The 21,753-nt window shown below is 67.9% G+C and carries 16 protein-coding genes and 1 pseudogene; 11 read left to right on the forward strand and 6 right to left on the reverse strand.

The genetic code is table 11. From position 1 onward, the window contains the following. Positions 1–79 precede the first annotated feature (79 nt). Positions 80–2,455 (forward strand): flippase-like domain-containing protein, encoded by a 2,376-nt coding sequence (locus ACNQR1_RS31090; RefSeq protein WP_418049383.1) that lies wholly within the window; start codon positions 80–82, stop codon positions 2,453–2,455. 365 nt (positions 2,456–2,820) lie between these two features. Here the strand turns inward: ACNQR1_RS31090 and ACNQR1_RS31095 are convergent. Together ACNQR1_RS31095 and ACNQR1_RS31100 are read right to left on the reverse strand one after the other, a co-directional pair. Further along, positions 2,821–4,595, reverse strand: a pseudogene (locus ACNQR1_RS31095) (molybdopterin-dependent oxidoreductase). 27 nt (positions 4,596–4,622) lie between these two features. Beyond that, on the reverse strand, positions 4,623–4,748 hold the full coding sequence (locus tag ACNQR1_RS31100; protein ID WP_418049384.1) for a hypothetical protein: 126 nt from the start codon (positions 4,746–4,748) through the stop codon (positions 4,623–4,625). 119 nt (positions 4,749–4,867) lie between these two features. On the opposite strand from ACNQR1_RS31100, the gene ACNQR1_RS31105 reads away from it, so the two are divergent. Continuing rightward, complete coding sequence (locus ACNQR1_RS31105) at positions 4,868–6,817, forward strand: SNF2-related protein (protein ID WP_418049385.1); 1,950 nt, start codon at positions 4,868–4,870, stop codon at positions 6,815–6,817. On the opposite strand, the gene ACNQR1_RS31110 is transcribed toward ACNQR1_RS31105, so the two are convergent. Continuing rightward, positions 6,801–7,961 carry a hypothetical protein gene (locus tag ACNQR1_RS31110; RefSeq protein ID WP_418049386.1) on the reverse strand — a complete coding sequence of 387 codons (1,161 nt, stop codon included), beginning with the start codon at positions 7,959–7,961 and terminating at the stop codon, positions 6,801–6,803. The two genes, ACNQR1_RS31105 and ACNQR1_RS31110, sit on opposite strands and share 17 nt — an antisense overlap. Positions 7,962–8,106: 145 nt before the next feature. Between ACNQR1_RS31110 and ACNQR1_RS31115 the strand changes: the two genes are divergently transcribed. Then, positions 8,107–8,559: a hypothetical protein gene (locus ACNQR1_RS31115; protein ID WP_418049387.1), complete on the forward strand. Its 453-nt coding sequence runs from the start codon at positions 8,107–8,109 to the stop codon at positions 8,557–8,559. Here the strand turns inward: ACNQR1_RS31115 and ACNQR1_RS31120 are convergent. Further along, positions 8,556–9,143, reverse strand: coding sequence for a TetR/AcrR family transcriptional regulator (locus ACNQR1_RS31120; RefSeq protein ID WP_418049388.1), 588 nt, complete (start codon positions 9,141–9,143; stop codon positions 8,556–8,558). The genes ACNQR1_RS31115 and ACNQR1_RS31120 overlap by 4 nt on opposite strands. 76 nt (positions 9,144–9,219) lie before the next feature. Between ACNQR1_RS31120 and ACNQR1_RS31125 the strand changes: the two genes are divergently transcribed. Genes ACNQR1_RS31125 through ACNQR1_RS31140 form a run of 4 tightly spaced genes read left to right on the forward strand, consistent with a single transcriptional unit; the run spans position 9,220 to position 12,646 of the window. Then, positions 9,220–9,972 carry an SDR family oxidoreductase gene (locus ACNQR1_RS31125; RefSeq protein WP_418049389.1) on the forward strand — a complete coding sequence of 251 codons (753 nt, stop codon included), beginning with the start codon at positions 9,220–9,222 and terminating at the stop codon, positions 9,970–9,972. Beyond that, on the forward strand, positions 9,972–11,165 hold the full coding sequence (locus ACNQR1_RS31130) for a Cmx/CmrA family chloramphenicol efflux MFS transporter (RefSeq protein WP_418049390.1): 1,194 nt from the start codon (positions 9,972–9,974) through the stop codon (positions 11,163–11,165). Before ACNQR1_RS31125 ends, ACNQR1_RS31130 begins: the two co-directional genes overlap by 1 nt. 39 nt (positions 11,166–11,204) lie before the next feature. Then, positions 11,205–12,356, forward strand: a complete 1,152-nt coding sequence (locus ACNQR1_RS31135; RefSeq protein ID WP_418049391.1) for an anion permease — start codon at positions 11,205–11,207, stop codon at positions 12,354–12,356. 14 nt (positions 12,357–12,370) lie between these two features. Next, positions 12,371–12,646 carry a hypothetical protein gene (locus tag ACNQR1_RS31140; protein WP_418049392.1) on the forward strand — a complete coding sequence of 92 codons (276 nt, stop codon included), beginning with the start codon at positions 12,371–12,373 and terminating at the stop codon, positions 12,644–12,646. Between the two features lie 3 nt (positions 12,647–12,649). Here the strand turns inward: ACNQR1_RS31140 and ACNQR1_RS31145 are convergent, their stop codons facing one another. Next, positions 12,650–13,522 (reverse strand): cutinase family protein, encoded by an 873-nt coding sequence (locus tag ACNQR1_RS31145; RefSeq protein ID WP_418050568.1) that lies wholly within the window; start codon positions 13,520–13,522, stop codon positions 12,650–12,652. A gap of 137 nt (positions 13,523–13,659) precedes the next feature. On the opposite strand from ACNQR1_RS31145, the gene ACNQR1_RS31150 reads away from it, so the two are divergent. The 3 genes from ACNQR1_RS31150 (at position 13,660) to ACNQR1_RS31160 (ending at position 17,988) form a co-directional block, all read left to right on the forward strand. Then, positions 13,660–15,225 (forward strand): PE-PPE domain-containing protein, encoded by a 1,566-nt coding sequence (locus tag ACNQR1_RS31150; RefSeq protein WP_418049393.1) that lies wholly within the window; start codon positions 13,660–13,662, stop codon positions 15,223–15,225. Positions 15,226–15,266: 41 nt separating this feature from the next. Continuing rightward, positions 15,267–15,980, forward strand: coding sequence for a TetR/AcrR family transcriptional regulator (locus ACNQR1_RS31155; RefSeq protein ID WP_418049394.1), 714 nt, complete (start codon positions 15,267–15,269; stop codon positions 15,978–15,980). A gap of 355 nt (positions 15,981–16,335) precedes the next feature. Continuing rightward, the gene (locus ACNQR1_RS31160; protein WP_418049395.1) at positions 16,336–17,988 is read left to right on the forward strand and encodes a PE-PPE domain-containing protein; all 1,653 of its coding nucleotides are present in this window, start codon (positions 16,336–16,338) and stop codon (positions 17,986–17,988) included. Here the strand turns inward: ACNQR1_RS31160 and ACNQR1_RS31165 are convergent. Continuing rightward, complete coding sequence (locus ACNQR1_RS31165) at positions 17,985–19,643, reverse strand: hypothetical protein (protein ID WP_418049396.1); 1,659 nt, start codon at positions 19,641–19,643, stop codon at positions 17,985–17,987. The two genes, ACNQR1_RS31160 and ACNQR1_RS31165, sit on opposite strands and share 4 nt — an antisense overlap. 183 nt (positions 19,644–19,826) lie before the next feature. Here ACNQR1_RS31165 and ACNQR1_RS31170 point away from each other — a divergent pair, with 183 nt between their 5' ends. Next, entirely contained in the window at positions 19,827–21,731 is a 1,905-nt protein-coding gene (locus ACNQR1_RS31170) for a hypothetical protein (RefSeq protein ID WP_418049397.1), read from the forward strand. Positions 21,732–21,753 lie beyond the last annotated feature (22 nt).

The raw sequence follows: 21,753 nt of genomic DNA on the forward strand, positions 1-21,753 counted from the left end.
CGATATCGGCATCTGATCCCGCTACCTTGGTCGCGGGCTTTGATAGCGGGTCTCGGTAACGGGCTGGGAAAGGGGGAACATGCGCGTTGACGGACGGGACATCACCGTCACCGGCAGCCTCCTGCAACCGCCGACCCGGCGCACCAACGACATCCTGCGTCTGACCCTGGCCGCGATCTTCCTGGCCACCGTCATCACCAGCTCGCTGATCACCCGCTACGAGTGGGTGGCGCTGGAGAAGTCCATCTCCGAGATCGTCGGCGTGCTGACCCCGACCCAGTCCAACCTGGTCTACCTCGCCTACGGCATCGCGATCCTGGCCCTACCGTTCGTGATCCTGGTCAGCCTGATCCTGGGACGGCAGTGGAAACTGCTCGGCGCCTATGCGGCCGCGGCCCTGATCACCATGCTGTCGCTGTCGATCACCGCCAACGGCATCGCCGCGCCCCGATGGCATTTCGACCTCTCCGACCGGCTCAGCTCCCAGCTGTCGCAGTTCCTCGACGACCCCCGCTGGATCGGCATGCTCGCCGCGGTGCTCACCGTTTCCGGGCCGTGGCTGTCGCGCCGGCTGCGCCGCTGGTGGTGGACGCTGCTGCTGGCGTTCGTCCCGATCCATCTGGTGGTCAGCGCCGTGGTGCCGGCCCGCTCACTGCTGGGCCTGACCGCCGGCTGGTTCGTCGGCGCCCTGGTGGTGTGGCTCGTCGGCACCCCCGCGCTGGAAGTCCCGCTCGACGGCGCGGTGCGCGCGCTGGCCCGCCGCGGATTCGTCGTCTCGGCGTTCAACGTGGTGCGCCCGGCCGGGGCCGGCCCGCTGACACTGACCGCACAGTCACCGGACCCGGACTCCTGCGCCGTCGTCGAGCTCTACGGCCCCAACCAGCAGAGCGGCGGCGCCGTGCGTCAGGTGTGGCGCAAACTGCGGCTGCGCTCCAACGAGACCGCTCCCCTGCAGACCTCGATGCGCCGCGCCGTCGAGCACCGCGCCTTGATGGCCATCGCCATCGGCGACCTCGGCCTGGCCAGCACCTCGACCATGTCGGTGGCGGCCCTGGACCGCGGCTGGACGCTGTACGCGCACAACCGCAAACGCGGCATCCCCCTGGACCAGAGCACCGAGGAAACCACCGTCGGCCGGGTGTGGAACGCCCTGCGCACCCTGCACGACCACCAGATCTCGCACGGCGACCTGCGCAGCAAGGAGATCACCGTCGACGACGGCGCGGTGCTGTTCGGTGGGTTCGGCAATGCCGAATACGGAGCCACCGACGCCCAGTTGCAGTCCGACATCGCCCAGCTGCTGGTCACCACCACCGCGCTGTACGACGCGAAGTCGGCGGTCACCGCGGCGATCGACGCCTTCGGCCGCGACACCGTGCTCACCGCGTCCCGCCGGTTGACCAAGGCCGCGGTGCCGGCCCGGGTTCGGGCGGAGATTCCCGACGCCAAGGCGGTGATGACCGCCGCCCGCGACGAGGTCAAACGCCAGACCGGCGCCGACCAGATCCAGGCCGAGACCATCACCCGGTTCACCCGCACCCAGGTCATCCAGCTGGTGCTGCTGGTCGCCCTGGTCTATGTGGCCTACCCGTTCATCAGCACGGTGCCGACGTTCTTCTCCGAACTGCGCACCGTGGACTGGTCGTGGGCGCTGCTCGGCCTGACGGTGTCGGCGCTGACGTATGTGGGTGCGGCGGCCGCACTATGGGCATGCGCCGACGGATTGGTGAGCTTCCGCAACCTCTCGATCATGCAGGTGGCCAACACCTTTGCCGCCACCACCACGCCCGCGGGCGTGGGCGGCCTGGCCCTGAGCACCCGGTTCCTGCAGAAGGGCGGGCTGAGCACAGCACGGGCCACCGCGGCGGTGGCACTGCAACAGTCGGTGCAGGTGATCGTGCACGTGATCCTGCTGATCTTCTTCAGCACCATGGCCGGAGCCTCGGCCGACCTGTCGCACTTCGTGCCGAGCTCGACGGTCCTGTACCTGATCGCCGGGCTCGCCCTCGGGCTCGTCGGGGCGTTCCTGGCCGTGCCCAAACTGCGGCGCTGGCTGTCCTCCTCGTTACGCCCAAAGCTCAAAGAGGTCACCGACGACCTGGTCAAACTGGCCCGCGAACCGCAACGGCTGGCCCTGATCGTGCTGGGCGCCGCGGGAACGACCCTCGGTGCGGCCCTGGCACTGTGGGCCAGTGTCGAGGCGTTCGGCGGAACCACCTCCTTCATCACCGTCACGGTCGTGACCATGGTCGGTGGCACCCTGGCCTCGGCGGCCCCCACCCCCGGCGGTGTGGGCGCCGTCGAGGCGGCCCTGATCGGTGGTCTGGCGGCGTTCGGTGTGCCGGCCGGGATCGGCGTGCCCGCGGTACTGCTCTACCGGGTACTGACCTGCTGGCTACCGGTGTTCATCGGTTGGCCTGTGATGCGGTGGCTCACGAAGAACGACATGATTTGAGCCGGCGCGTCGCGGCCGGTGTGTCGCGCGCGGGCGAGCACATGCCGATGTGCCCGCCTGTCAGCGACTTTCCAGCGACAATCGCCACATGCACATCGTGAGCACCGTTGGTCACGAATGCGATGTGAACTTGCGTCACTCCTGTGTGCATTCGCCTCGTACGCAACGGAATTCGAGTTGCCCAGCTATCAGCGACAGTGTCGCTGACAGGCGGGCACTGGACGGGCGGGACTGATGGGGCCCATGGTTCTGGATTGGCGAAAATGCTCAGCGCAATGGGTTTGACGAGGCTGGAGCGACTGGCGTTGCGATTGTCGCTGAATTGTCGCTGACTGGCGGGCACATCGACCATCGGTCCGATCCGGCTAGATCGGCATGCGATGGCCGAAGTATTCGTGGTCCTCGTTGTACCCGCCGTGGCCCCAACCGACGGATCGGAAATCGGCCACGAACTCGACCGCCTCGATCCATTTGACCTGTTTGAACCCGAGCTCCAACTCGTTGCGCAGCCGCAGCGGCGCACCGTGCGCCTCACTCAGCGGTTCGCCGTTCATCTCGTAGGCCAACAACGCCATCGGTTCGCGCATGTGCTCGATGCGGTGACAGTCGTAGTAGCGCCCGTGACCAGGTTCGGCGCCGTCGCCCATCGAGTAGAACACCACCCAGCGCGCTTCGGGTAGCGGACGCACCAGGGCGAGGATGTCGGCCATCCGCACCCCGCCCCACTTGGCCACCCCGGACCAGCCCTGAATGCAGTAGTGCTGGGTGATCTGCTCATGTTTGGGCAATGCCAACAACTCTCGATACGACAGCCGCACCGGATTTGCCACCAACCCCTGCACGCGCAACGTGTACCGAGCCCAACCGGCGTCCCGCAATCGGCAGTACTCCTCGTTGTCGGGCGGCCGGCCGTTGGCCCAGAAGTACGGGGTGATGTCCTTGTCCCGGTAGGACGCCCGGGGATGGGTGCGCTCCATCCAGGCCTTGCCCACCCGACAGTGAACCGACCGGCGTTCTGTACCAATCGCGGGTAGCGCAAGGTCAGAGGCGAGGCAGCCAACCACAATAGGACAACGATCGCAGCGGCCACGCCGAAAACTGCCAGAGCCCAAGGAGACCGGGTATCGCCACCCAGCGTGATGTGGTTGAGATTGGCGAGCGCACCCGTGGCGAAGACCATGCTGACGTGGGCGACGATGAAGCCGACCATCCACAGCCACACCATGAAGTGCACGGTGCGGGCCACCTGGCGGTTGAGCGAACCCCGTCCCGTGCCGAATCTCGCGGCCACGGCCGGTGCCTGCAGCAGGCCCGTGACGAACGCCAGTGGCGCCGCGACGAACACCGTGACGAAGTACGCCAGCACCTGCAGACCGTTGTAGACGGTGAAGCCCTGGTTGGCCGGGAAGTTCAGCGACGCGTACTGCACCGCGGTCGACAGCGCATCGGGGAACACATCCCAGGATTGCGGCACGATCCGCTGCCACTGCCCGGTGCTGAACAGCAGCACGTAGAACACCGCTCCGTTGACCAGCCACAACAGGTCGAAGCTGAGATGCCACCAGCGTGCCAGCCCGATCGAGTGACGAAAGCCCGGTATTCCCAGCCACTTCGGCAGGGCGACCGCATCGTCTTTGGACGTCCACATCTGCGACGGGTCGGCCTTGTCCATCCGGTCGGCAGGTACCGCGCCGCGCAACCGAAGGCGCTCCGTGCCCGGGCGGCACCCCGAGTTCAGGTACAGCCGGGGATGATCGGCCAAGATCTGCAGCCCGGACCGCAGGATGAACATCATGAACACGATGTTGAAGAAGTGCTGCCAGCGCAGCCAGGCGGGGAAACCTGTGGTGACCGGAGGTGCATAGCTGGTCGCGGTGCCCGGGTACCGCGCGATGAACGCCTGCATCCAGCCGTACTGGCGAAGCTGCTGGGCCACGGCGACGAGGACGAACAGCGCCACCACCCCGAATGCCACGAACCACAGTGCGCTGACCCAGTGCCGGCCCACCCGGATCGACGGAACCGCGGCCCGCACCTGGGGGATGCCGCCGGCGAACTGCCCGGTGTCGATGCGTTCACGCCGCGCCCGGGCCGGACGGTGGTCATCCAGCAATGCCTCCAGCGGATTGTCGACCGCCATGCCCCGACCTCCTGGTAATCGTGCGCGTCACAGAATCCACGGGAAGGCCCCGTACATCGGGAACGTGTCGACGAACGGCGGAGAGTCGTTGATCTGCGCGCTGCCCGGAGAGATGCACCCACTGCCGACGTTGGTGGTGGTGCATAACCTCAAGCTAGCGCTCTGGCCTGGGCATTTCCCTTGGCGAAACTGAGCGGACGCGAGATTCTGACGAAGAATTCCGAACAATCCGTGCACCCGGCGACGGCGGTGAGGTGCCATGATGATGTGTCATGGACAGCGCCGATCCCACCGAGCTGATCCGGCATGCCGATGCCGCGCTCGCAGGTGTCGGCAAACTTCGTGCCGAGATCGCCGACCGGATCCGGGCCGGCACCGACGAGGTGGTGACGCAGGCGCTGCAATCAGCACCGCTGCAGCACCTACGCCCCTATCTCGCGCGCGGCGCCCGCCTCGGCGGGCTGGCCAACTCGGAGTACCGCACCGTGGCAGCCGTCCACACCGTGCCGGCCCGGCTGCTGACCCAGGTGCCCGGTGTCGACATCGAGGCCGCACAGTCGGTGCAGGCGGCCGCCCAGGCCATGGCCGACCACATCCGCACCACGACGCGTCCCCGGCCGCGGGCCGAACGGGACACCGCATTGCTGACCTCGCTGCTGACGCTGGTTCAGGCCGATGCGCCGGTCAAACAGCTGCACCGGTTGATGCCGCGGCTGCGCAGCCACACCGCATCGGATCAGTTGCGCGAGTCGGTGGGCGGGCTGCTCGACCGCATCGACGACGCGCATCACCTCGACGGCGACGTGTGGTCGATCTACCGTGCCGACCCCGGTCCGGTCGACCGGCTACTCGGTGAATTCGCATCCGGGACAACCGATGTCGATGCGGCTCAAGGGTTCGTCGGGGCGGAGGTGGCCGCGCAGGTCGAGCAGACGGTGCTCAACCGCGCGCTGCTGCGCACCCAACTGCGCGGATACCAGGAATTCGGCGCCCGCTACGCGGTGGCTCGCGAACGGGTCCTGCTGTGCGACGACCTGGGTCTGGGAAAAACCGTGCAGGCGCTGACCGTCGCCGCCCATCTGGCCGCCGCCGACCAGCTGCGCCACACCCTGGTGATCTGCCAGTCCAACACCGGAATCCATTGGGCCGCAGAAACAGCCAAGCACACCGCGCTGCGGGCGATCGAGATCCGCGGCAGTGAACGCGATGCGCGCCTGGAGAACTGGAAGAATTTCGGCGGCGTGGCCATCGTCTCCTACGACACCCTGCAGCGCATCAAGCTGCCCGAACGCCCCACACTGGTCGTCGTCGACGAGGCGCACCTGCTGCGCGACCCGAAATCCGACCGGGCCCGCGCCGTGCGCAACGTCCTGACGTCCGACAACCGGGTGCTGTTCCTGTCCGGGGTACCGATGCACCAACGAATCGGCGGTTTCCGTCATCTGGCCGACTTCCTGCAGCCCGAGGTCGCAGGCAAGGTGGCGCCCAATGCGGGTGAGCGCGGGTCGATCGCCTTCCGCCGCGCCGTCGACCGGGTGTACCTGCGCCGCGACTACGGCGACGTGGTCGACGAACTGCCGGTGCGGATCGCCACCGAAGAATGGGTGCGGCTCAGCCGCACGGACCGGGAGCGGTACCGCCAAGCCGTTTCCAGCGGCAATTTCAGCGCGATCCGGCAGGGCGCCTGGCCGTCCGGCGCACCGGAGCCGGGAGCCAAGCTGGACCGGCTCATCGAACTCACCAACGAGGCCCACATCAACGGCGCCCGGGTGGTGGTGTTCTCACACTTTCCCGCAGTGCTCGAAGTGGTCCGGAAAGCGTTGCCGGGCAATATCTTCGGAACCGTTGACGCATCGGTACCCGATCAGCAGGCCGTCGTCGACGCGTTCGCGACCGACCGCGGCCCGGCCACCTTGTTGGCGCACATCGGTGCCGGCGCACTGGATCTACGCCGGCTGAACGCCCCGGTGGTGTTCATCATCACCGAGCCGCAATGGCAGCCGCGCTCCGAACGGCAGGTGATCGGGCGCACTCAGCGGCTCAGCGAACTGCACACCGTGCGGGTGTATCGGCTACTGGCCCGGGGCACCGTCGACGAGCCCATCCGGCGTCTGGCCCAGCATCCCGACCAGGCGCCACCGCATCAGGACGAAGTGGTGCGGGCCGAGCAGGCGCGTCTGGCCCGGGCCGGCCTGACGGCCAAGTTCAGTGGAACCGGTTGATGATCGGGATGCGCTCGATGATCCGGTCCCGCAGCCGCGGCTGCGGATAGGTGACCGGCGGAGGAACATACGGCGGCGGCGAATAGACCGGCGCCGGAGGTGGTGAGTAGACCGGGGCCGGTGCGGGCGGAACGTAGGCGGGCGCAGGTGCCGGGGCGGCGGGGGCCGGCGGGACCTGGGCAGGCGGCTGGTGTGCCGGCGGGTTGACGGCCTCGACCGGCTGAGCGGGCGGCGGAGCGGCAGGAGCGGGCGGCGGAGCTGCGGGCGCGGGCTTGGTCGCGGCCTTGTCGACCGGCTTCTGAACCGGTTTCGGTGCCGGCCCGGCTTCGGGTGCCGATTCCTGGATGCTCGCGGCGTGCGCGGTTTCCGACACCGCTCCGGGGTGCAGGTGCAGGCCGATGGCGGCCGAGGTCGCGACGACGAGCGTCACCAAGGCGCCGCCGACGACCGACGAAAGGGCGCCGACCTTGGTCCAGTGCACCGCCTTGACCGGGGTGGCGACCGTATTCACCGCGAGCGCCGCGGCCAGCCCCGCACCTCGGGCGAACGCCAGATCGGATTCAGCGGCGGTGATCACCTCGGTCGGAATGGATTCGGCCAGCTCGGCCACCGTGGGATCGTGGGCGTCGGAGCCGAGGATGAACATCGCGCTGACCGGCCTGCCGGTGAGCGCGAGCAACCCGGCGATGTCGGCAACGAAGGTGTCGGACCGCTCGATGCGGTCGGCGCTGACATCATCGGGGGTCACGATCGCCACGACGGCGGCGTCGGGCTCCACGATGCAGACCGCGATGTCGTCATGCTCGGTGATCTCGGCGATACCGCTGGCCAGCATGCCGGCCGCCTCGATCTCCGAGACCGCGAAGACGTTTCCGTAGCCGCGGCTGTCCAGGGACTCCATGATGTGGCCGGCGAGCGGGGCGGCGTCGTTGGTCCACGTCACACCGATCGCGTGGATGTTGTGTCCGCCTTCGAGCTCGGTGTCGTCCACCAGACCGCGCAGCAGTCCGTCAGGGTCGTAACCGACGACATCCTCCAGGGAGATCGCGCCGCGATCGAACGGGCGCCCCTCGCCCGTCGTGCCCTCGACGAGCACCCACCGAACGGCTCTCGAAGTCATCGCGAGGCCGAGCACGAGATCCATACCGATCCCCCGATCTGCCTAGTCAGTCGTTGTTCAGGTTACCGGTGTGACGCCGCTTACAGGTGGGTGCGGCGATCTACGCGCAAACTCTTGCATCCGGCGTCGGCCCGCACTCCTGCTGCGGCACACCATAAGCTCGCTGCATATGAGGTACATCGCCGCCGTTCTGGCCGCCACATCCGTGCTCGCCGGGTGCGCCGTCGCGGGCAAGCCGACGATGGCCCCGGTGACCGACGAATGGCGCCAGGCCGTCACGGACGCGGTGGCCGGACTGGGCTCACAGATGGGTCCGGTCGCCAATGCGATGGTGACCTCCGACCACAAGACCGACTACGGCGCACTACACAGCGCATGCAACGACATGCGCAACTACCTCGACTCGGTACAGAACAAGGTGCTGCCCGGGCCCGACATCAAGGTCAACACGGCCCTGCAGGAAGGCTTCGACGGATACCGCAGCATGGCCGACCAGTGCGTGGGCTTGACGCCGGCGAACAGTTCGAGCCGGCTGACGAAGTTGGGCGTCACCATGGACGAGGCCCACGCGCACATCAAGGAGGCGCTGAAGCTGCTGGGCGTCCCCATCCCGAAACGCTAGGGCCATAGGCCGGCGGCGACCGCCGCCAGCTGGTCGAGCTTGACCCGCGAGGCGCCGTCACGGGCCTGCTGGGCGATACCGGCCAGCACGGCCATCACATAGCGCGCCAAGGCGTCCGGATCAGTCGAGGCGGGCAGCACCCCGGCCGCGATATCGGCGCGGATCTTGTCGGCGAACTGGGCGATCTTGCGTTCCCGGACCAGGCGCATGGATTTCTGCACGACCGGGTCGCTGGTCCCCGCGTCGCCGCTGACGATCAGGCAGCCCGAGGGAAGCCCGCGCCGGGTATACCGGGCGGGCGCCTCGGCGAAGACCCTGGCCGCGGCGTGGCGCGCTGTCGGCTCCTGCTCCAGCGCGGCATCGATGAATCCGCCGTACTCGCGGTCGTACACCTCGACCGCCTCGGCGAACAGGTGTTGTTTGTCGCCGAAGGTGTTGTAGATGCTGGGCGCGGCGACGCCGATCTCGTCGGTGAGATCGCGCATGGACGTGGCTTCATACCCGTTCTGCCAGAACATCCGGATCACCTTGTCCAGCACCGCGTCCCGATCGAAGGACCGAGGCCGTCCCCTCGTCGTCGCCATGCAGCCATTTTATAGCGACCGTTTCAAAATATGCTAGCGTCGAATTTTGTAACGTACGCTAAAGAAAGGACAGCTCATGGGCGCACTGACGGGCAAGACGGCGCTGGTCACCGGCGGCAGCCGAGGGATCGGCCGGGCGATCGCACAGCGGCTCGCAGCGGATGGAGCCAGGGTCGGCGTTCACTACGGCACGGGAGCCGACGCGGCTGGGCAGACCGTGCAGCAGATCCGCGATGCCGGCGGGACGGCTTTCGCCGTCGGCACCCAACTCGGCGCGCCCGGTGACGCCGCCCAGCTGTGGACGGCCTTCGACCAGCACGCCGACGGTGTCGATATCCTGGTCAACAACGCCGGAATCCTCGGCGCCCGAATGCCGTTCACCGAACTCACCCGCGAGGAGTTCGACCGGGTGCTCGCGGTCAACACCACCGCACCGGTTTTCGTGACGCAGCAGGGCCTGACCCGACTGCGCGACGGCGGACGCATCGTCAACGTCTCCACCCGTTTCACCCATGGCATGCGCATTCCCGACCTGCTCACCTACGCGATGTCCAAGGCCGCGATCGATGCGTTCACCGCCACCCTGGCCAAAGAACTCGCCGCCCGCCGGATCACGGTCAACGCGGTCGGGCCGGGCACCGTCGACACCGACATGAACGCCGCCCGGCTGGCGACGCCCGAGGGCCGGGCAGCGGTGGCCGCCCAATCACCGTTCAACAGGGTGGCCGACCCCGCCGACGTCGCCGATATCGTGGCCTTCCTGGCATCGGACGATTCCCGGTGGGTCACCGGACAGTGGATCGACGCCACCGGCGGGTCGATGCTCTGATGCCCACCGCAATCTGGATCATCGGCCTCGCGATATTCGCCCAGGGCACAAGCGAACTCGTTCTCGCCGGGCTCCTGCCCGGGCTCGCCGCCGACCTGTCCGTCAGCATTCCACAGGCAGGCCTGCTGATCACAGGGTTCGCGCTGGGCATGCTGGTCGGCGCGCCCGTGCTCGCGGTCGCAACACTCCGACTGCCGCGACGCCGGACGATGCTGGCATTTCTCGCCGTGTTCGTCGCAGCGCACATCGTCGGGGCGGTGACCGATGACTACGCCGTTCTGTTCCTCACCCGGTTCGTCGCGGCATTCGTCTACGCCGGATTCTGGGCGGTCGGCAGCGCCACTGCCATGGCACTGGTGACACCCGAACGGCGAGGACGCGCGATGAGCATCGTCGCCGGGGGCCTGACCGTCGCGACCGTGATCGGCTTGCCCGCAGGCACCTGGATCGGCCAGCACCTCGGCTGGCGCGGGACGTTCTGGGTGATCGCCCTGATGAGCGTCGTCGCCGCGGTGGCGATCCTGGCCGGCGTGCCCGACCTTCAGCCGCGAACTCCCCCGCGCCTGGCCGCCGAGATCCGTGGCCTCGCGACCCCGCGCCTCTGGCTGTCCTACGCGATGACCGCGGTCTCCACCACCGCGCTTCTGGGCACCTTCTCCTATCTCGCGGCGATGCTGATGGACACCACCGGGCTTGATCCACGATGGGTGCCGCTCGTCCTGCTGGTCTATGGCGCCGGGTCGATCATCGGAATCGCATTGGGCGGCCACATCGCCGACCGCTTTCCCTTGGGTGTGCTGGCCGCCGGATTCACCGGATTACTGGTCGTCTCATGTTTCATCGCATTGACGGCCACCCACGTCGCGCCTGTGGTGATCGGGGTGTTCCTGTTCGGCCTGGCCGGGTTCGGCACCAACCCCGCACTCAATTCCCGCGTTGTCGGTATCGCCCCGGCCGCACCGACGCTGTCCATGGCCGGCAACGTGTCCGCGTTCAACGTCGGTATCAGCATCGGGCCGTGGCTGGGCGGTCTGGCACTCACCGCCGGTTTCGGCTACCCCGCGGTCGCGTGGATCGGTACCGCCCTGGCCGCCGCGGCCCTGCTGCTGCTCGCTGTCGAGGTGTATGCCCCGGCGCCGCGCCGGCGGCCCACATTGGGCGCTACAAAAGTGACCGAGACCTCAGCCAGTTAATTAGGTTTCCGTAGTGTTTGTGTTCAACAATTGTTTACCGTGTCGTTACAGTTCCTCCTGCTGTGCATCGTCGTCTTCACGGCCCTGATGTTCGACTTCACCAACGGGTTTCACGACACCGGCAATGCCATGGCGACCTCGATCGCCAGTGGCGCCCTCAAACCACGGACCGCCGTGGCCCTCTCGGCGCTGCTCAACCTCGTCGGCGCGTTCCTGTCCACCGCCGTCGCGGCAACGATCGCCAAAGGTCTCGTCGACGCCGATCTGGTGTCCTTGGAGCTGGTGTTCGCCGGGCTCGTCGGCGCCATCCTGTGGAATTTGTTCACCTGGCTGATGGGCATCCCGTCCAGCTCGTCGCACGCTCTCATCGGCGGCATCGTCGGCGCGATGATCGCCGCCGTCGGCGGCCACGGCGTGATCTGGCACGGGGTGGTCTCCACCGTCATCGTGCCCGCGGTGTTGTCGCCACTGATCGCCGGTCTGGTGGCCTGCATCGCCAGCTGGCTCGTCTACCGGCTGATCCGCGGCCTGCCGAAGGACCGCACCATCGCCGCGTTCCGGTACGGACAGATCGGTTCGGCCTCCCTGATCTCACTGGCACACGGCACCAACGACGCCCAGAAGACCATGGGCATCATCTTTCTCGCCCTGATCTCCTACGGCGCCGTCGACGAATCGGCGAGCATGCCGCCGTTCTGGGTGATCGCCGCGTGTGCCGTCGCCATCGCACTCGGCACGCTCTCGGGTGGCTGGCGGGTCATCCGCACCCTGGGCAAGGGCCTGGTCGACACCGAGGCTCCGCAAGGAATGGCCGCCGAAGTCTCCTCGGCGGCCACCATCCTGCTGTCCAGCCACTTCGGCTACTCACTGTCCACCACGCACGTCGCGACCGGATCCATCCTCGGCAGCGGCCTGGGTCGTCGCACCGAGGTGCGCTGGGGCGTCGCCCGCAACATGGCCACCGCGTGGCTGATCACCCTGCCGGCCGCAGGCCTGGTCGGCGCACTCACCTACGTCCTGGTGCACGGGATCGGCGGCTTCGCCGGACCGCTGATCGGGTTCGTGGCCCTGATCGCCTCGACCGTGCCCATCTGGCTCAAATCGCGCAAGCCGCCGATCGACCACAAGAACGTCAACGACGCGTGGCAGGGCAGCCTGACCGCGGTCGAGGGCCAGGCTGAGAGCAAGTAGGGGCGGGCACTGACATGAACAACTGGATCAATCTCGTGGCCGTCGGCAAGATCCTGCTCTTCGGCCTGGCAGTGGGTGCATCCGTGCCGACCCTGTTCGCGATCGGCGTCCGGCTGCACATCGCCGCTGATGGTCCCTCACATGCCGGACGTCGACGCTTGCTGGCCGGCCTGAGCTGGGCGTTCTTCGTGTTGGTGCTGGTCGTGGTGGTCGCCGGCGTGCTGTTCATCGCCAACAACTTCATCGGCCATCACACCGGTGTCTACCTGTTCGGCAGTCCAGCGCACTAGGCCTCACGCCAGCGGCGCGACCGGTGCCGGTGGAACAGGCGAGGGCGCGGCCGACGTCGGCGCGGCCGGGCTCTGCGCCGGCGCCGGACCGGGAAGGTTCTGCGGCGCCGGGCCCATGTGCTGAGCGGGCTGGGCCGCCTGCGCAGGCTGGACACGGGAAGGCTGCGATGGCCCGGCACCTGCCAGCGTGGCCGGCGGAACGGGAGGAGCGGGCGGGGCTGCCTGCTGCTCCCAGTCGTCCTGAAGCTTGCTCGCCGCGAAAGCGGCGCCCTGGTTCACCAGGCCGGCCTCCGCGTACTGCGTGTGGATGCCGAAGCTTCTGCCCTGCGGATCACACACCAGGTCGTTGTCGACACAGAGATCGATGGCCTTGGCCGTGTAGTTCGGCCCGACGACGACCGACGGATTGTTGAGTACCTTCATGAATCGCGGCGACGGTTTCCCGAACAGCGCGACGGCTGCCACGTGGTCAGCTACATCCGGCGGCATGGGCGCAGGCACGTCTGCCGGTGAAATCCCATCGGGCACAACGCTCGCAGTTACGAAGCCGATCACCGCCGCGCCCTGAGAGAATCCGCCGAGCACCATCTTGGTGTCTGGGCAATTGGCCGCGGTGGCCAAGATGTGCGCTCGCGCGTCGGCGATTCCCTGGACGGCAGTTGGGAAGTCCGTGGTGGCGGGGTAATCGACGGGATACACCTCCACCGACTTCGCACCGACATTGGCGCGCAATGAGTTAACGAACGCCTCGCCCGTATCCCCAACGCCAGGCGCTTCCATGGTGCCGCGGGCGAATATCACCTCGGCATCCGGACACGGTGCCGCACTGGCGGACGGCATCGCCACAGTGTTCATCACGGAAGCCGCCCCCGCCATGACGGCAACCAAACCGGCACTTCCGAATTTCCCCACGAATTCAGAGTGACATAGCGCAGCATTGAGCGCGCCCCGAGCAAGCGGAGGCATAAAGGTCCCTCAAAAACCAAAGAGAACTCTTAGGAAAGGAATTCGCAATGAAGGGTCGGGGGAAATCGCGTCGGTGGGCTTCGATGCTGTTCGCCGGCGGCCTCGTGATCGCGGTGTCGGCGGGATTCACCGTCAGCACGCCAACAGCGACCTACAGTGCAGCGATTCGACTGGTGGGCACGACGATCGGCGTGGGGCCCTCGTTCGACGCGTTTGGCCTGACCGTCCCGATGTTGTTCTACGGAAGCACCGTCCCAGAAGGCGACTCGTACCACACGATGCCGTACCCGGCGCAGATCAACCTCGACATCCCGATCATCTCCGATCTGCCGGTGCTGTCCGATCTTCCGTACTGGCCGCAGTCTTTGAAGCGGTCCGAGTCGGTCGGCGCGGGTTACCTGCTGCAGGACATCGCCAGCACGCCGGCAGGTGAACGCATCAGGATCATCGGCGTATCGCAGGGCAACCAGGTCGCCGAACTCGCGCGGGCCGCGATGGCCAAAGACCTGAATTACATTGCCAACGCCCAAAATTACGAGTTCGTCTTCATCGGCAATCCCTATCAACCCAACGGCGGCATCTTGACGCGGTTGGCATCCTGGAGCACCCTTCCGGTGCTGGGCGACATCTTCCCGCTCGGCCGCCCCGGGCCGTCCGACAGCCCCTTCAAGACGATCTACTATCAGAACCAATACGACGGAATCGCCGACTTCCCGGCCTATTTCAACGTGCTGTCTCTCGTCAACTCCTTTGCCGGGCAGGCCTTCGGGCACGCATTCCCCGGCTACGTTCTGGAGTATCCCGACGCTCCCAACGCGGTGACCACCCAGGTCGGCAACACCACCTACGTGACGCTGCCCCAGTACCTGCCGCTACTGGCCCCGCTGCGCATCCCCGCATCCCTGATCGGCGCCGAACGATTCGTCGACGCCATGGACCCGATCCTGCGGGTCTTCGTCGAAATGGGCTACGACCGCACCGCGGATCCCAGCCACGCCCAGGAGTTCAGCTGGATCACGCCTGACTCGAAGCTGCAGGATGCGCTGAACGAACTACCGCACGCGTTCGAGCAATCGATCGCCATCCTCGGTGGCGAGAAGTACACCCCCACGCTCCCCCAGCCCGTCGTCTCCGACACCGAACCCGAAATCCCGGTGACCGAGCATCCCATCGACCCGGTGGGCACCTCACCGTTCGAGCAGGACGTACGCCGCGCGGTGGAGGACATCGCGGCGACGTTGTCGAATGCCACCCGGCCTTTCGCCAAGGTGTTTCAAGCCATCGGGCAGGCGACGCGGACACAAAACGCTGTCGAGCCCGAGGCCGGTTCCGCGTCGACGTCACCGCGCAGTCAGAGGGCGACGACGCAATCAGGCATGCCTCGAAGCGATTCGGCGCAGCGGCCCAGGGCGGTCTCGAAGGCGAGGGGCTCCGACCGGGATTCCGTTCGGTCGTCGATTCGGTCGTCGATCGGCTCGTCGGTTCGGGCGTCGGGCGGTTCGCCCGCCCGCTCGTCGGTCGGCTCGGCTGTTGGCTCGGGCAAGAAGTCCGCTAAGTCCGGACCAGCGCAGCGCCATCGCGCTTCGGACCACAAGCACAACCGCGCGGGCTAACCATCTGACCGCGGGATACCGACCGCACTACACTCCCGGCCATGGGTAGACCGCCGGCGGCGCCCGGCGCAGGTGCGACGTCGGGGCAGGCTGCAAAGCCTCGCGGGCAGCGCACGATCCGCGGGCTCGACGCCGAACAGCGTCGTGCCCATCGCCGTGAGCAGTTGTTGACGGCCGCTTTTGACCTGATCGCGCGCGACGGATACGCCAACACCTCGATCGAGCAGATCTGTCAGACGGCCTATGTCGGCAACAAGGCGTTCTACGAGGTCTTCGACAGCAAAGAAGACTGCTACCTGGCTCTGCTCGCCCAGATCGCGGCACAGATCGAGAAGCAGGCGGTCGAGGCCCTCGCCGATGCGCCGGACGATCCCGACGAAACCGTCCACCGGCTGCTGTCGGCATTCGCCCATGCTCTCGTCGACGATCCCCGGGTGGCGGTCGTGGCGTTCGGGGAATGCGCAGGCATCTCACCGCGCGTCGAGCGCCTGCGCCGCGAGAATCGTCGCTGGACTGCGGCTTTTCTCGAGAATCTGTGGCGCCAGCGGGAGTTTCCCTGCCTGCCCGACACCGGCGCGGTCGACTATCACGCCCTGGCGGTGTCGACCGTGGGCGGGCTCTTCGAAAGCGTTGCCGACTGGCTGCACCAGCGGGAGACGGCCGGCGATTCACCGCCGACCATCGACACGCTGATCGGCAATCTGGCGAGTTTTGTCTCGGTGGTCCGGGCCGGCATCGTGGCGTCCACCCGCTGAATCCGCAAACCCGCGCCCTCGCCAGCCGCGATTTGTGCACGGTTTTCCGCGCTTACCGCGGACTTTCGTGCACAAATCGCGTCTTGCAGGTTTGCAACAAGAGTTCTTGTTTCAAAAAGTGACTCTTGTCATACCTCGCTACCCGCTGGTAACTTTCCGGCAGCACGCGAGTGGCGCCCGTCACATTCTGTCGATGACCCGCTGATCGCAGGCTCAGTTGTTCCGGCCGCGCCATCTGGACGGCCGGCCCGCCACGACGAGGGAAAGAAGGAACAGCATGAGGGGTTGGGGTCGGGGGGAGTCGTCGCGCAGCGCGCGCCGGCAGCGGGGTTCACGCCGCTGGGGGTCGATGTTGATGACCGGAGGCGTCGTCGTCGCGGTGTCGGCGGGTGTCACGGTCAGCACACCTGAGGCCACCTACAGCGCGGCCGTTCGGCTGATCGGCACGACGATCGGCGTGGGCCCGTCGTTCGACGGATTCGGATTGAGCATCCCGCTGTTCTTCTACGGGAGCACAGTGCCCGAGGGCGACTCGTTCCACACGGTCCCCTACCCCGCGCAGATCGCCCTCAGCATCCCGGTCATCTCCGACCTGCCCGGGCTGTCCGACATCCCGTACTGGCCGCAGTCGCTCAAGCGGTCCGAGGAGATCGGGGCCGGCTACCTCCAGCAGGACATCGCCAACACACCGGCCGACGACAAGGTCACGATCATCGGCATGTCACAGGGCACCGAGGTCGCCGAGATCGTGCGCGCCGCCATGGCCAAAGACCCGAATTATGTTGCCAACGCTGATAATTACGAGTTCGTCTTCATCGGCGACCCGTACCAGCCCAACGGCGGCATCCTGACCCGTTTCACCTCGTGGAGCGATCTGCCCGTGCTCGGCGACATCTTCCCGTTCGGACGGCCCGGACCGTCCGACAGCCCCTTCAAGACGACGTACTACCAGAACCAGTACGACGGCTTCGCTGATTTCCCAGCGTATTTCAACGTGCTGTCGGTCGCGAACGCCGTCGCGGGCATCGTGTTCCAGCACGTCTTTCCGGGCTATGTGCTGGAGCATCCCGACGCCTCCAATGCCGTCACCACCCAGGTCGGCAACACCACCTACGTGATGCTGCCCCAGTACCTGCCGCTGCTGGCCCCGCTGCGCATCCCCGCATCCCTGATCGGCGCCGAACGATTCGTCGACGCCCTGGATCCGGTCCTGCGGGTCTTCGTCGAAATGGGCTACGACCGCACCGCAGATCCCAGCCAGGTCAAGGAATTCAGCTGGGTCACCCCTGAGCAGAAGTTCCACGAGGCACTCAACGAGCTGCCGGCGGCGTTCGCACAGTCCCTGGCGATTCTGGGCGGCGAGAAGTACACGCCCACGCTGCCCCAGCCCGTCGTCTCCGACGTCGAACCCGAAACCCCGGTGACCGAGCATCCCATCGACCCGGTGGGCACCTCACCGTTCGAGCAAGGGGTGCGCCACACGGTGGAGGAGGTCGCGGCGGCGTTGTCGGACGCCACCCGTCCGCTGGCCAAGGTGCTGCAGGCCATCGGCGGCGCGACGGCGCCCCACACGACGGTTGTCCCGGCTGACAGCCCAGCCCCGCTGGACATCAAGGCCGACGACACGGTTACCGCCAAGACCGACAAGGTCGACGCCGAGGTCGGGAGCGAGGGCGACACCGGCACGAACGCCGATGCCAAGGCCGAGAGGAAGCTGAAGCCGGCTCCACTCAGTCGTCTTGCGAGACCACACTCGGAGTCTCCGCGCACCGAATCGGCTCCGCGGCTGAGGGCGGTCCCGGACACAGACGATTCCGGCACGCGCGACCGGAAGGCTTCGCCCGCCGGTGAGTCGACCGGTGAGTCCGCGCCCAGCGCAGCGCCGGACAAGGCGCAGCCCGACCGGAAGTCCGTTCGCGCCGCGAAGCGGGCGGCCAAGCAGGCCGCGAAGCCCGCGGACACTCAGCGCGACCGGCCCGCGAAACACGAGAGCGCGAAGGCCGGTTAACGCTCCGACGGCGGGCGCTGCGGCCGACGCTGAATCCGCAGCGCCTGCGTCGGCACCTGGAAATCGGTGGTCGGCGGGGCGGCCAGCACCGTCGTCGAATCCTCTTTCAGACGAACGATTCTCGGTACCGCCGCGGCGCGCGGCTGCCGGACGATGGTCGGTGGAGCGGACTCTTCGACGGCCGGTTTCGCCGGCACGGCCTCCGTCGGGGGTTCGGGCGCAGGCTTGGCAGAACGGGTTTCGCGTCGCACGAGGTAACCGGCAAACGGCCCGGTGAACACCATCACCGCCGTCACGAGCAGGCTCAGCACACACACCGTGACGTCGAAGGTGCTCGTGATCTGCTGGGCCAGGTTGTTGCCGTAGATCGCCGCGGGAGCCGGTCCGGCATAGCGGGGAGCCAGGGCCACGCCGATGGCCACATTGGCCACGGTGAAGACGAACAGCACCGCGCTGAATGCGGCGGCCACGGTCGTCGACGTCAGCCCCCGGTCGAGCTGACGATGCAACCACCGCGCGACCAACGCGGTGACCAGGTTGAACACCGTCATCGCCACGGTGTCGTACAGCGCACGCGGAAGATCGAGCGACAGGGCGATCAGGAAGTCCACGACTCGCAGCGCCGCGGCCGCGAACGCCCAGAACGCGATGAGCGTCAGGCACTTCTGCGCGGCGCCGCGGTACGCGCCGATGGTCGGCGGCTTGATCAGGAAGACGGCGTACAGCGTCGTCGGCGCCACGATCGCCGCGGCGGCGGCCCAGGCGAGGTATCCCTCGTAACCCACGGCTGCCGTCGAGGTGTTCTGGGCGATGCCATGAAAGGCGTCGATGTCGCGGCCGATGCCGAACAGCCACACCAGCGTGGCGGCGATGGCACCCGAGACACCGATGGCGGTCGTGGCCAATCGCGCTGCCCCGGTGCGCTCGGTGAGCCAGCGCGAGGCGATGACCAGAGCGATCATCGCTTCCGCGCCATAGAGCAGGGTGGTGACGATCACGGCGATGTCGTGACCGCCGAACTCGACCTGGGTGACGAACAGGTACCGCAGCCGCCAGTAGAGGTTGAACGCAACCGACAGCGTCGCCAGCGCGATCGAGACGAAGCCGATCACCCGTGCGACGGCATACCAGCGCCGGAACTTGTTGTCCTCGATCGTGATCGAGGTGATGGGCGGCTGCCCCGCCAGCAGTGCCCCCGCGACGCCGAGCAGCATGCCCGGACCCACGCCCGGCGGTACGGCCCCGGTTCCACCGCTGCGCACGGTCTGCAGCAGGTGATAGCCGACGAAGCAGATGACCACGACCAGATAGGCCGCAGTGAGCGCGAGCCGGATCCTGCTGGTGCGCCGGACATCGGATTCGGGGGCGGCCAGGCGGAACGGCCCGAGGTGCGGCGCCAGCGCGGCGGCGACGGCCAGCAGCGTGACGACGGCCAGCACGACGAACGTCGAGCCGGCGCTGCCGGGCACACCGAGGCCGAATTCGAGGTTCCACGGGAGCAGCAGCCCGACGATGAGCAACGCCACAGCGAGGCCGTCACGGACCCGGTTGGTCCGGGTGGGCACGTAGCCGGCCCGCGCCGGGCGCTGACCGACCGGCGCGGCCACCGTCGCCACCTGGACGGTGGCGGACGCGTCGTAACGCTCGTCGCTCACGTACCGATTCCTCTCTATGAGTGACACCGCACGGATTCCAACCAGCGTGCTCACTTTTGCTCCGGCGCACAAGCAGCGCTGGCAGCCGCGGTCGTTCGACCACCGAGGTCCGTCGCAGCTGTGCGGTAGCTTGGATTTGTCCGTCGGGGCTCGTACGAGATCCATCGAGCAAGGAGTGGAGCCGTGGACGTAGTCCTCGGGGTGGCGGTCACCGGGCGTGTGGCGCGCTTGGCCATGATCGGTTCGCCCGCGAGCGGCGGCCAGGTTCTGGACCAGTACGCGCTCGACCTGCCCGAAGACCTGATGGCCGAGATGTCGGAGCTCGCCGAAACCATCATCGGCACCTACCGTGCGGTGGCCGAGTCGGGTAACGAGGTCGCCGCGACCCGACTGTGCCTGCCCGACGATTCCGCCGCCGACACCCTGCGGCAGACCGTGCTCGACGCCGGTGTGCCCAACGTCGAGGTGGTGACCGAAGCCGAGGCTGCCGCGGCCCTGGCCCGCAGCGTGGGCGCGGACGCCGCGTTGCTGCTGGCCGACGACGACACCGTGTCGCTGACGACGGTCGGGCAGCCCAGCGGGACCCCCGCATCGAACTTGACGGCATTGGCCACCGTGCCGATCGGAACCGCCGGAGCCGCGGCCGCATGCGCAGCCGTCCTGCAACGGGTACCTGCCGACGAAGCCCCGGGACGGGTGCTGTTGGTCGGGCAACGGCTCGATCTTGATTCCGTTGCGGCAGAGCTTCGTTCGACGACACCGGTCGAGGTGGCGCCGGACGCCGGCTACGCGATCGCCCGCGGCGCAGCCCGATTGGTCGGCGACATCGCACCCGCAGGTGCGTCCACTCAGATGGCACCCGTCGTCGGGATGCCGCAGGATGCGACGCAGATGGCACCCGTGTCAGATGCCACTCAAATGGCGCCTGTCGCCGGGGATGCGACGCAGATGGCTCCCGCGGCCACCGACGCCACGCAGATGGCACCGGCTGCCGACGCCACGCAGATGGCGCCTGCCCGCGCGGACTCCGCCGCCGTCGGACCGGACCTGGCGTACTCGCAGGAAGCCGACAACGAGCCCTGGGCCGACGAGATGCCGATGGACGCGGTCAACGAGTTCATCCCCGAGCAGGACGAGGATCCCGACTACACGACCGTCATCGCACCGCCACCGCCGCGGATGCTGCTGATGGGCAGCGCCCTGACCTTCGTGGTGGTCAGCTTCGCCACGCTGGCCACCGCGGTCGCCATCAACGTCCGGCCTGCGGCCGACGTGCGAGCGCAGCCCGCCCCCACGCAGCAGGCCGACACCGTGCCCGGCAACTACCTCCCGCCGGTGCCGCACGAACCCGATCCGGTGGCACTGCCGGTCTCGGTGCTGACCCCGCCGCCCGCCGCCCCCGCCGCACCCAAGGTGCGCTCGGGCACCGGCAACCAGCCGGTCCAAGCACCGCCCGTGGCCCCGCCCGCCGCGCCTCCGGTCGTGCCGGCGCCGCCGCCGGTCGAGGTTGCACCGGGCCCGGTTCCGGTTCCTGTTCCGATACCTGTGCCCGTGCCGATCCCGATCCCTCCGGTCGTCTGGCCGACGTTGCCGTCCCCCTGGGTGCCGACGACCCCACCCACGACGACGGCACCGCCCACCACCACAACGGCGCCACCCACCACGACGACCGCGCCGCCGACCACCACGACGGCTCCGCCAACGACGACAACTGCTCCGCCGACCACGACCACGGCACCGCCCATCACGACCACGGCACCACCCACGACGACGGTGGCGCCGCCGACCACCACGGTGCCGCCGACACACACGTCCACCGAGGCGTCGGTGCCGACGATCGAGGCGCCGCCCCACACCGCGCCGGCCTACACGCCCCCGGTGGAGCAGCCGGCGACGCAGGCACCGGTCACCACGGTGGCGCCGCAGTCTCCGTTCGGTGGCGGTTCGTCGTCGGGCGGCGGTTCATCGTCGAGTGACGGCGGTTCGTCCGGCGGCGGACTCTTCGGTCGCGGCGGTGGCTCAAGCAGCAGCGGAGGCTACGGCGGATCGGGCGGATCGCCCGTGACGACGATGCCCGCCAGCCCGTAGCCGATTGTTCCGTTGGGCCCGG

The sequence above is a fragment of the Mycobacterium sp. 48b genome, assembly GCF_048282725.1.
Classification (GTDB): domain Bacteria; phylum Actinomycetota; class Actinomycetes; order Mycobacteriales; family Mycobacteriaceae; genus Mycobacterium.

Bases quoted from the DNA above. Each gene is read 5' to 3' on its own strand.
- ACNQR1_RS31150 (WP_418049393.1), top strand. From the start codon at position 13,660: ATGAAGGGTCGGGGGAAATCGCGTCGGTGGGCTTCGATGCTGTTCGCC.
- ACNQR1_RS31120 (WP_418049388.1), bottom strand. From the start codon at position 9,143: ATGGCGACGACGAGGGGACGGCCTCGGTCCTTCGATCGGGACGCGGTG.
- ACNQR1_RS31110 (WP_418049386.1), bottom strand. From the start codon at position 7,961: ATGGATCTCGTGCTCGGCCTCGCGATGACTTCGAGAGCCGTTCGGTGG.
- ACNQR1_RS31115 (WP_418049387.1), top strand. From the start codon at position 8,107: ATGAGGTACATCGCCGCCGTTCTGGCCGCCACATCCGTGCTCGCCGGG.
- ACNQR1_RS31090 (WP_418049383.1), top strand. From the start codon at position 80: ATGCGCGTTGACGGACGGGACATCACCGTCACCGGCAGCCTCCTGCAA.
- ACNQR1_RS31140 (WP_418049392.1), top strand. From the start codon at position 12,371: ATGAACAACTGGATCAATCTCGTGGCCGTCGGCAAGATCCTGCTCTTC.
- ACNQR1_RS31160 (WP_418049395.1), top strand. From the start codon at position 16,336: ATGACCGGAGGCGTCGTCGTCGCGGTGTCGGCGGGTGTCACGGTCAGC.
- ACNQR1_RS31155 (WP_418049394.1), top strand. From the start codon at position 15,267: ATGGGTAGACCGCCGGCGGCGCCCGGCGCAGGTGCGACGTCGGGGCAG.
- ACNQR1_RS31130 (WP_418049390.1), top strand. From the start codon at position 9,972: ATGCCCACCGCAATCTGGATCATCGGCCTCGCGATATTCGCCCAGGGC.
- ACNQR1_RS31125 (WP_418049389.1), top strand. From the start codon at position 9,220: ATGGGCGCACTGACGGGCAAGACGGCGCTGGTCACCGGCGGCAGCCGA.
- ACNQR1_RS31105 (WP_418049385.1), top strand. From the start codon at position 4,868: ATGGACAGCGCCGATCCCACCGAGCTGATCCGGCATGCCGATGCCGCG.
- ACNQR1_RS31145 (WP_418050568.1), bottom strand. From the start codon at position 13,522: ATGGCGGGGGCGGCTTCCGTGATGAACACTGTGGCGATGCCGTCCGCC.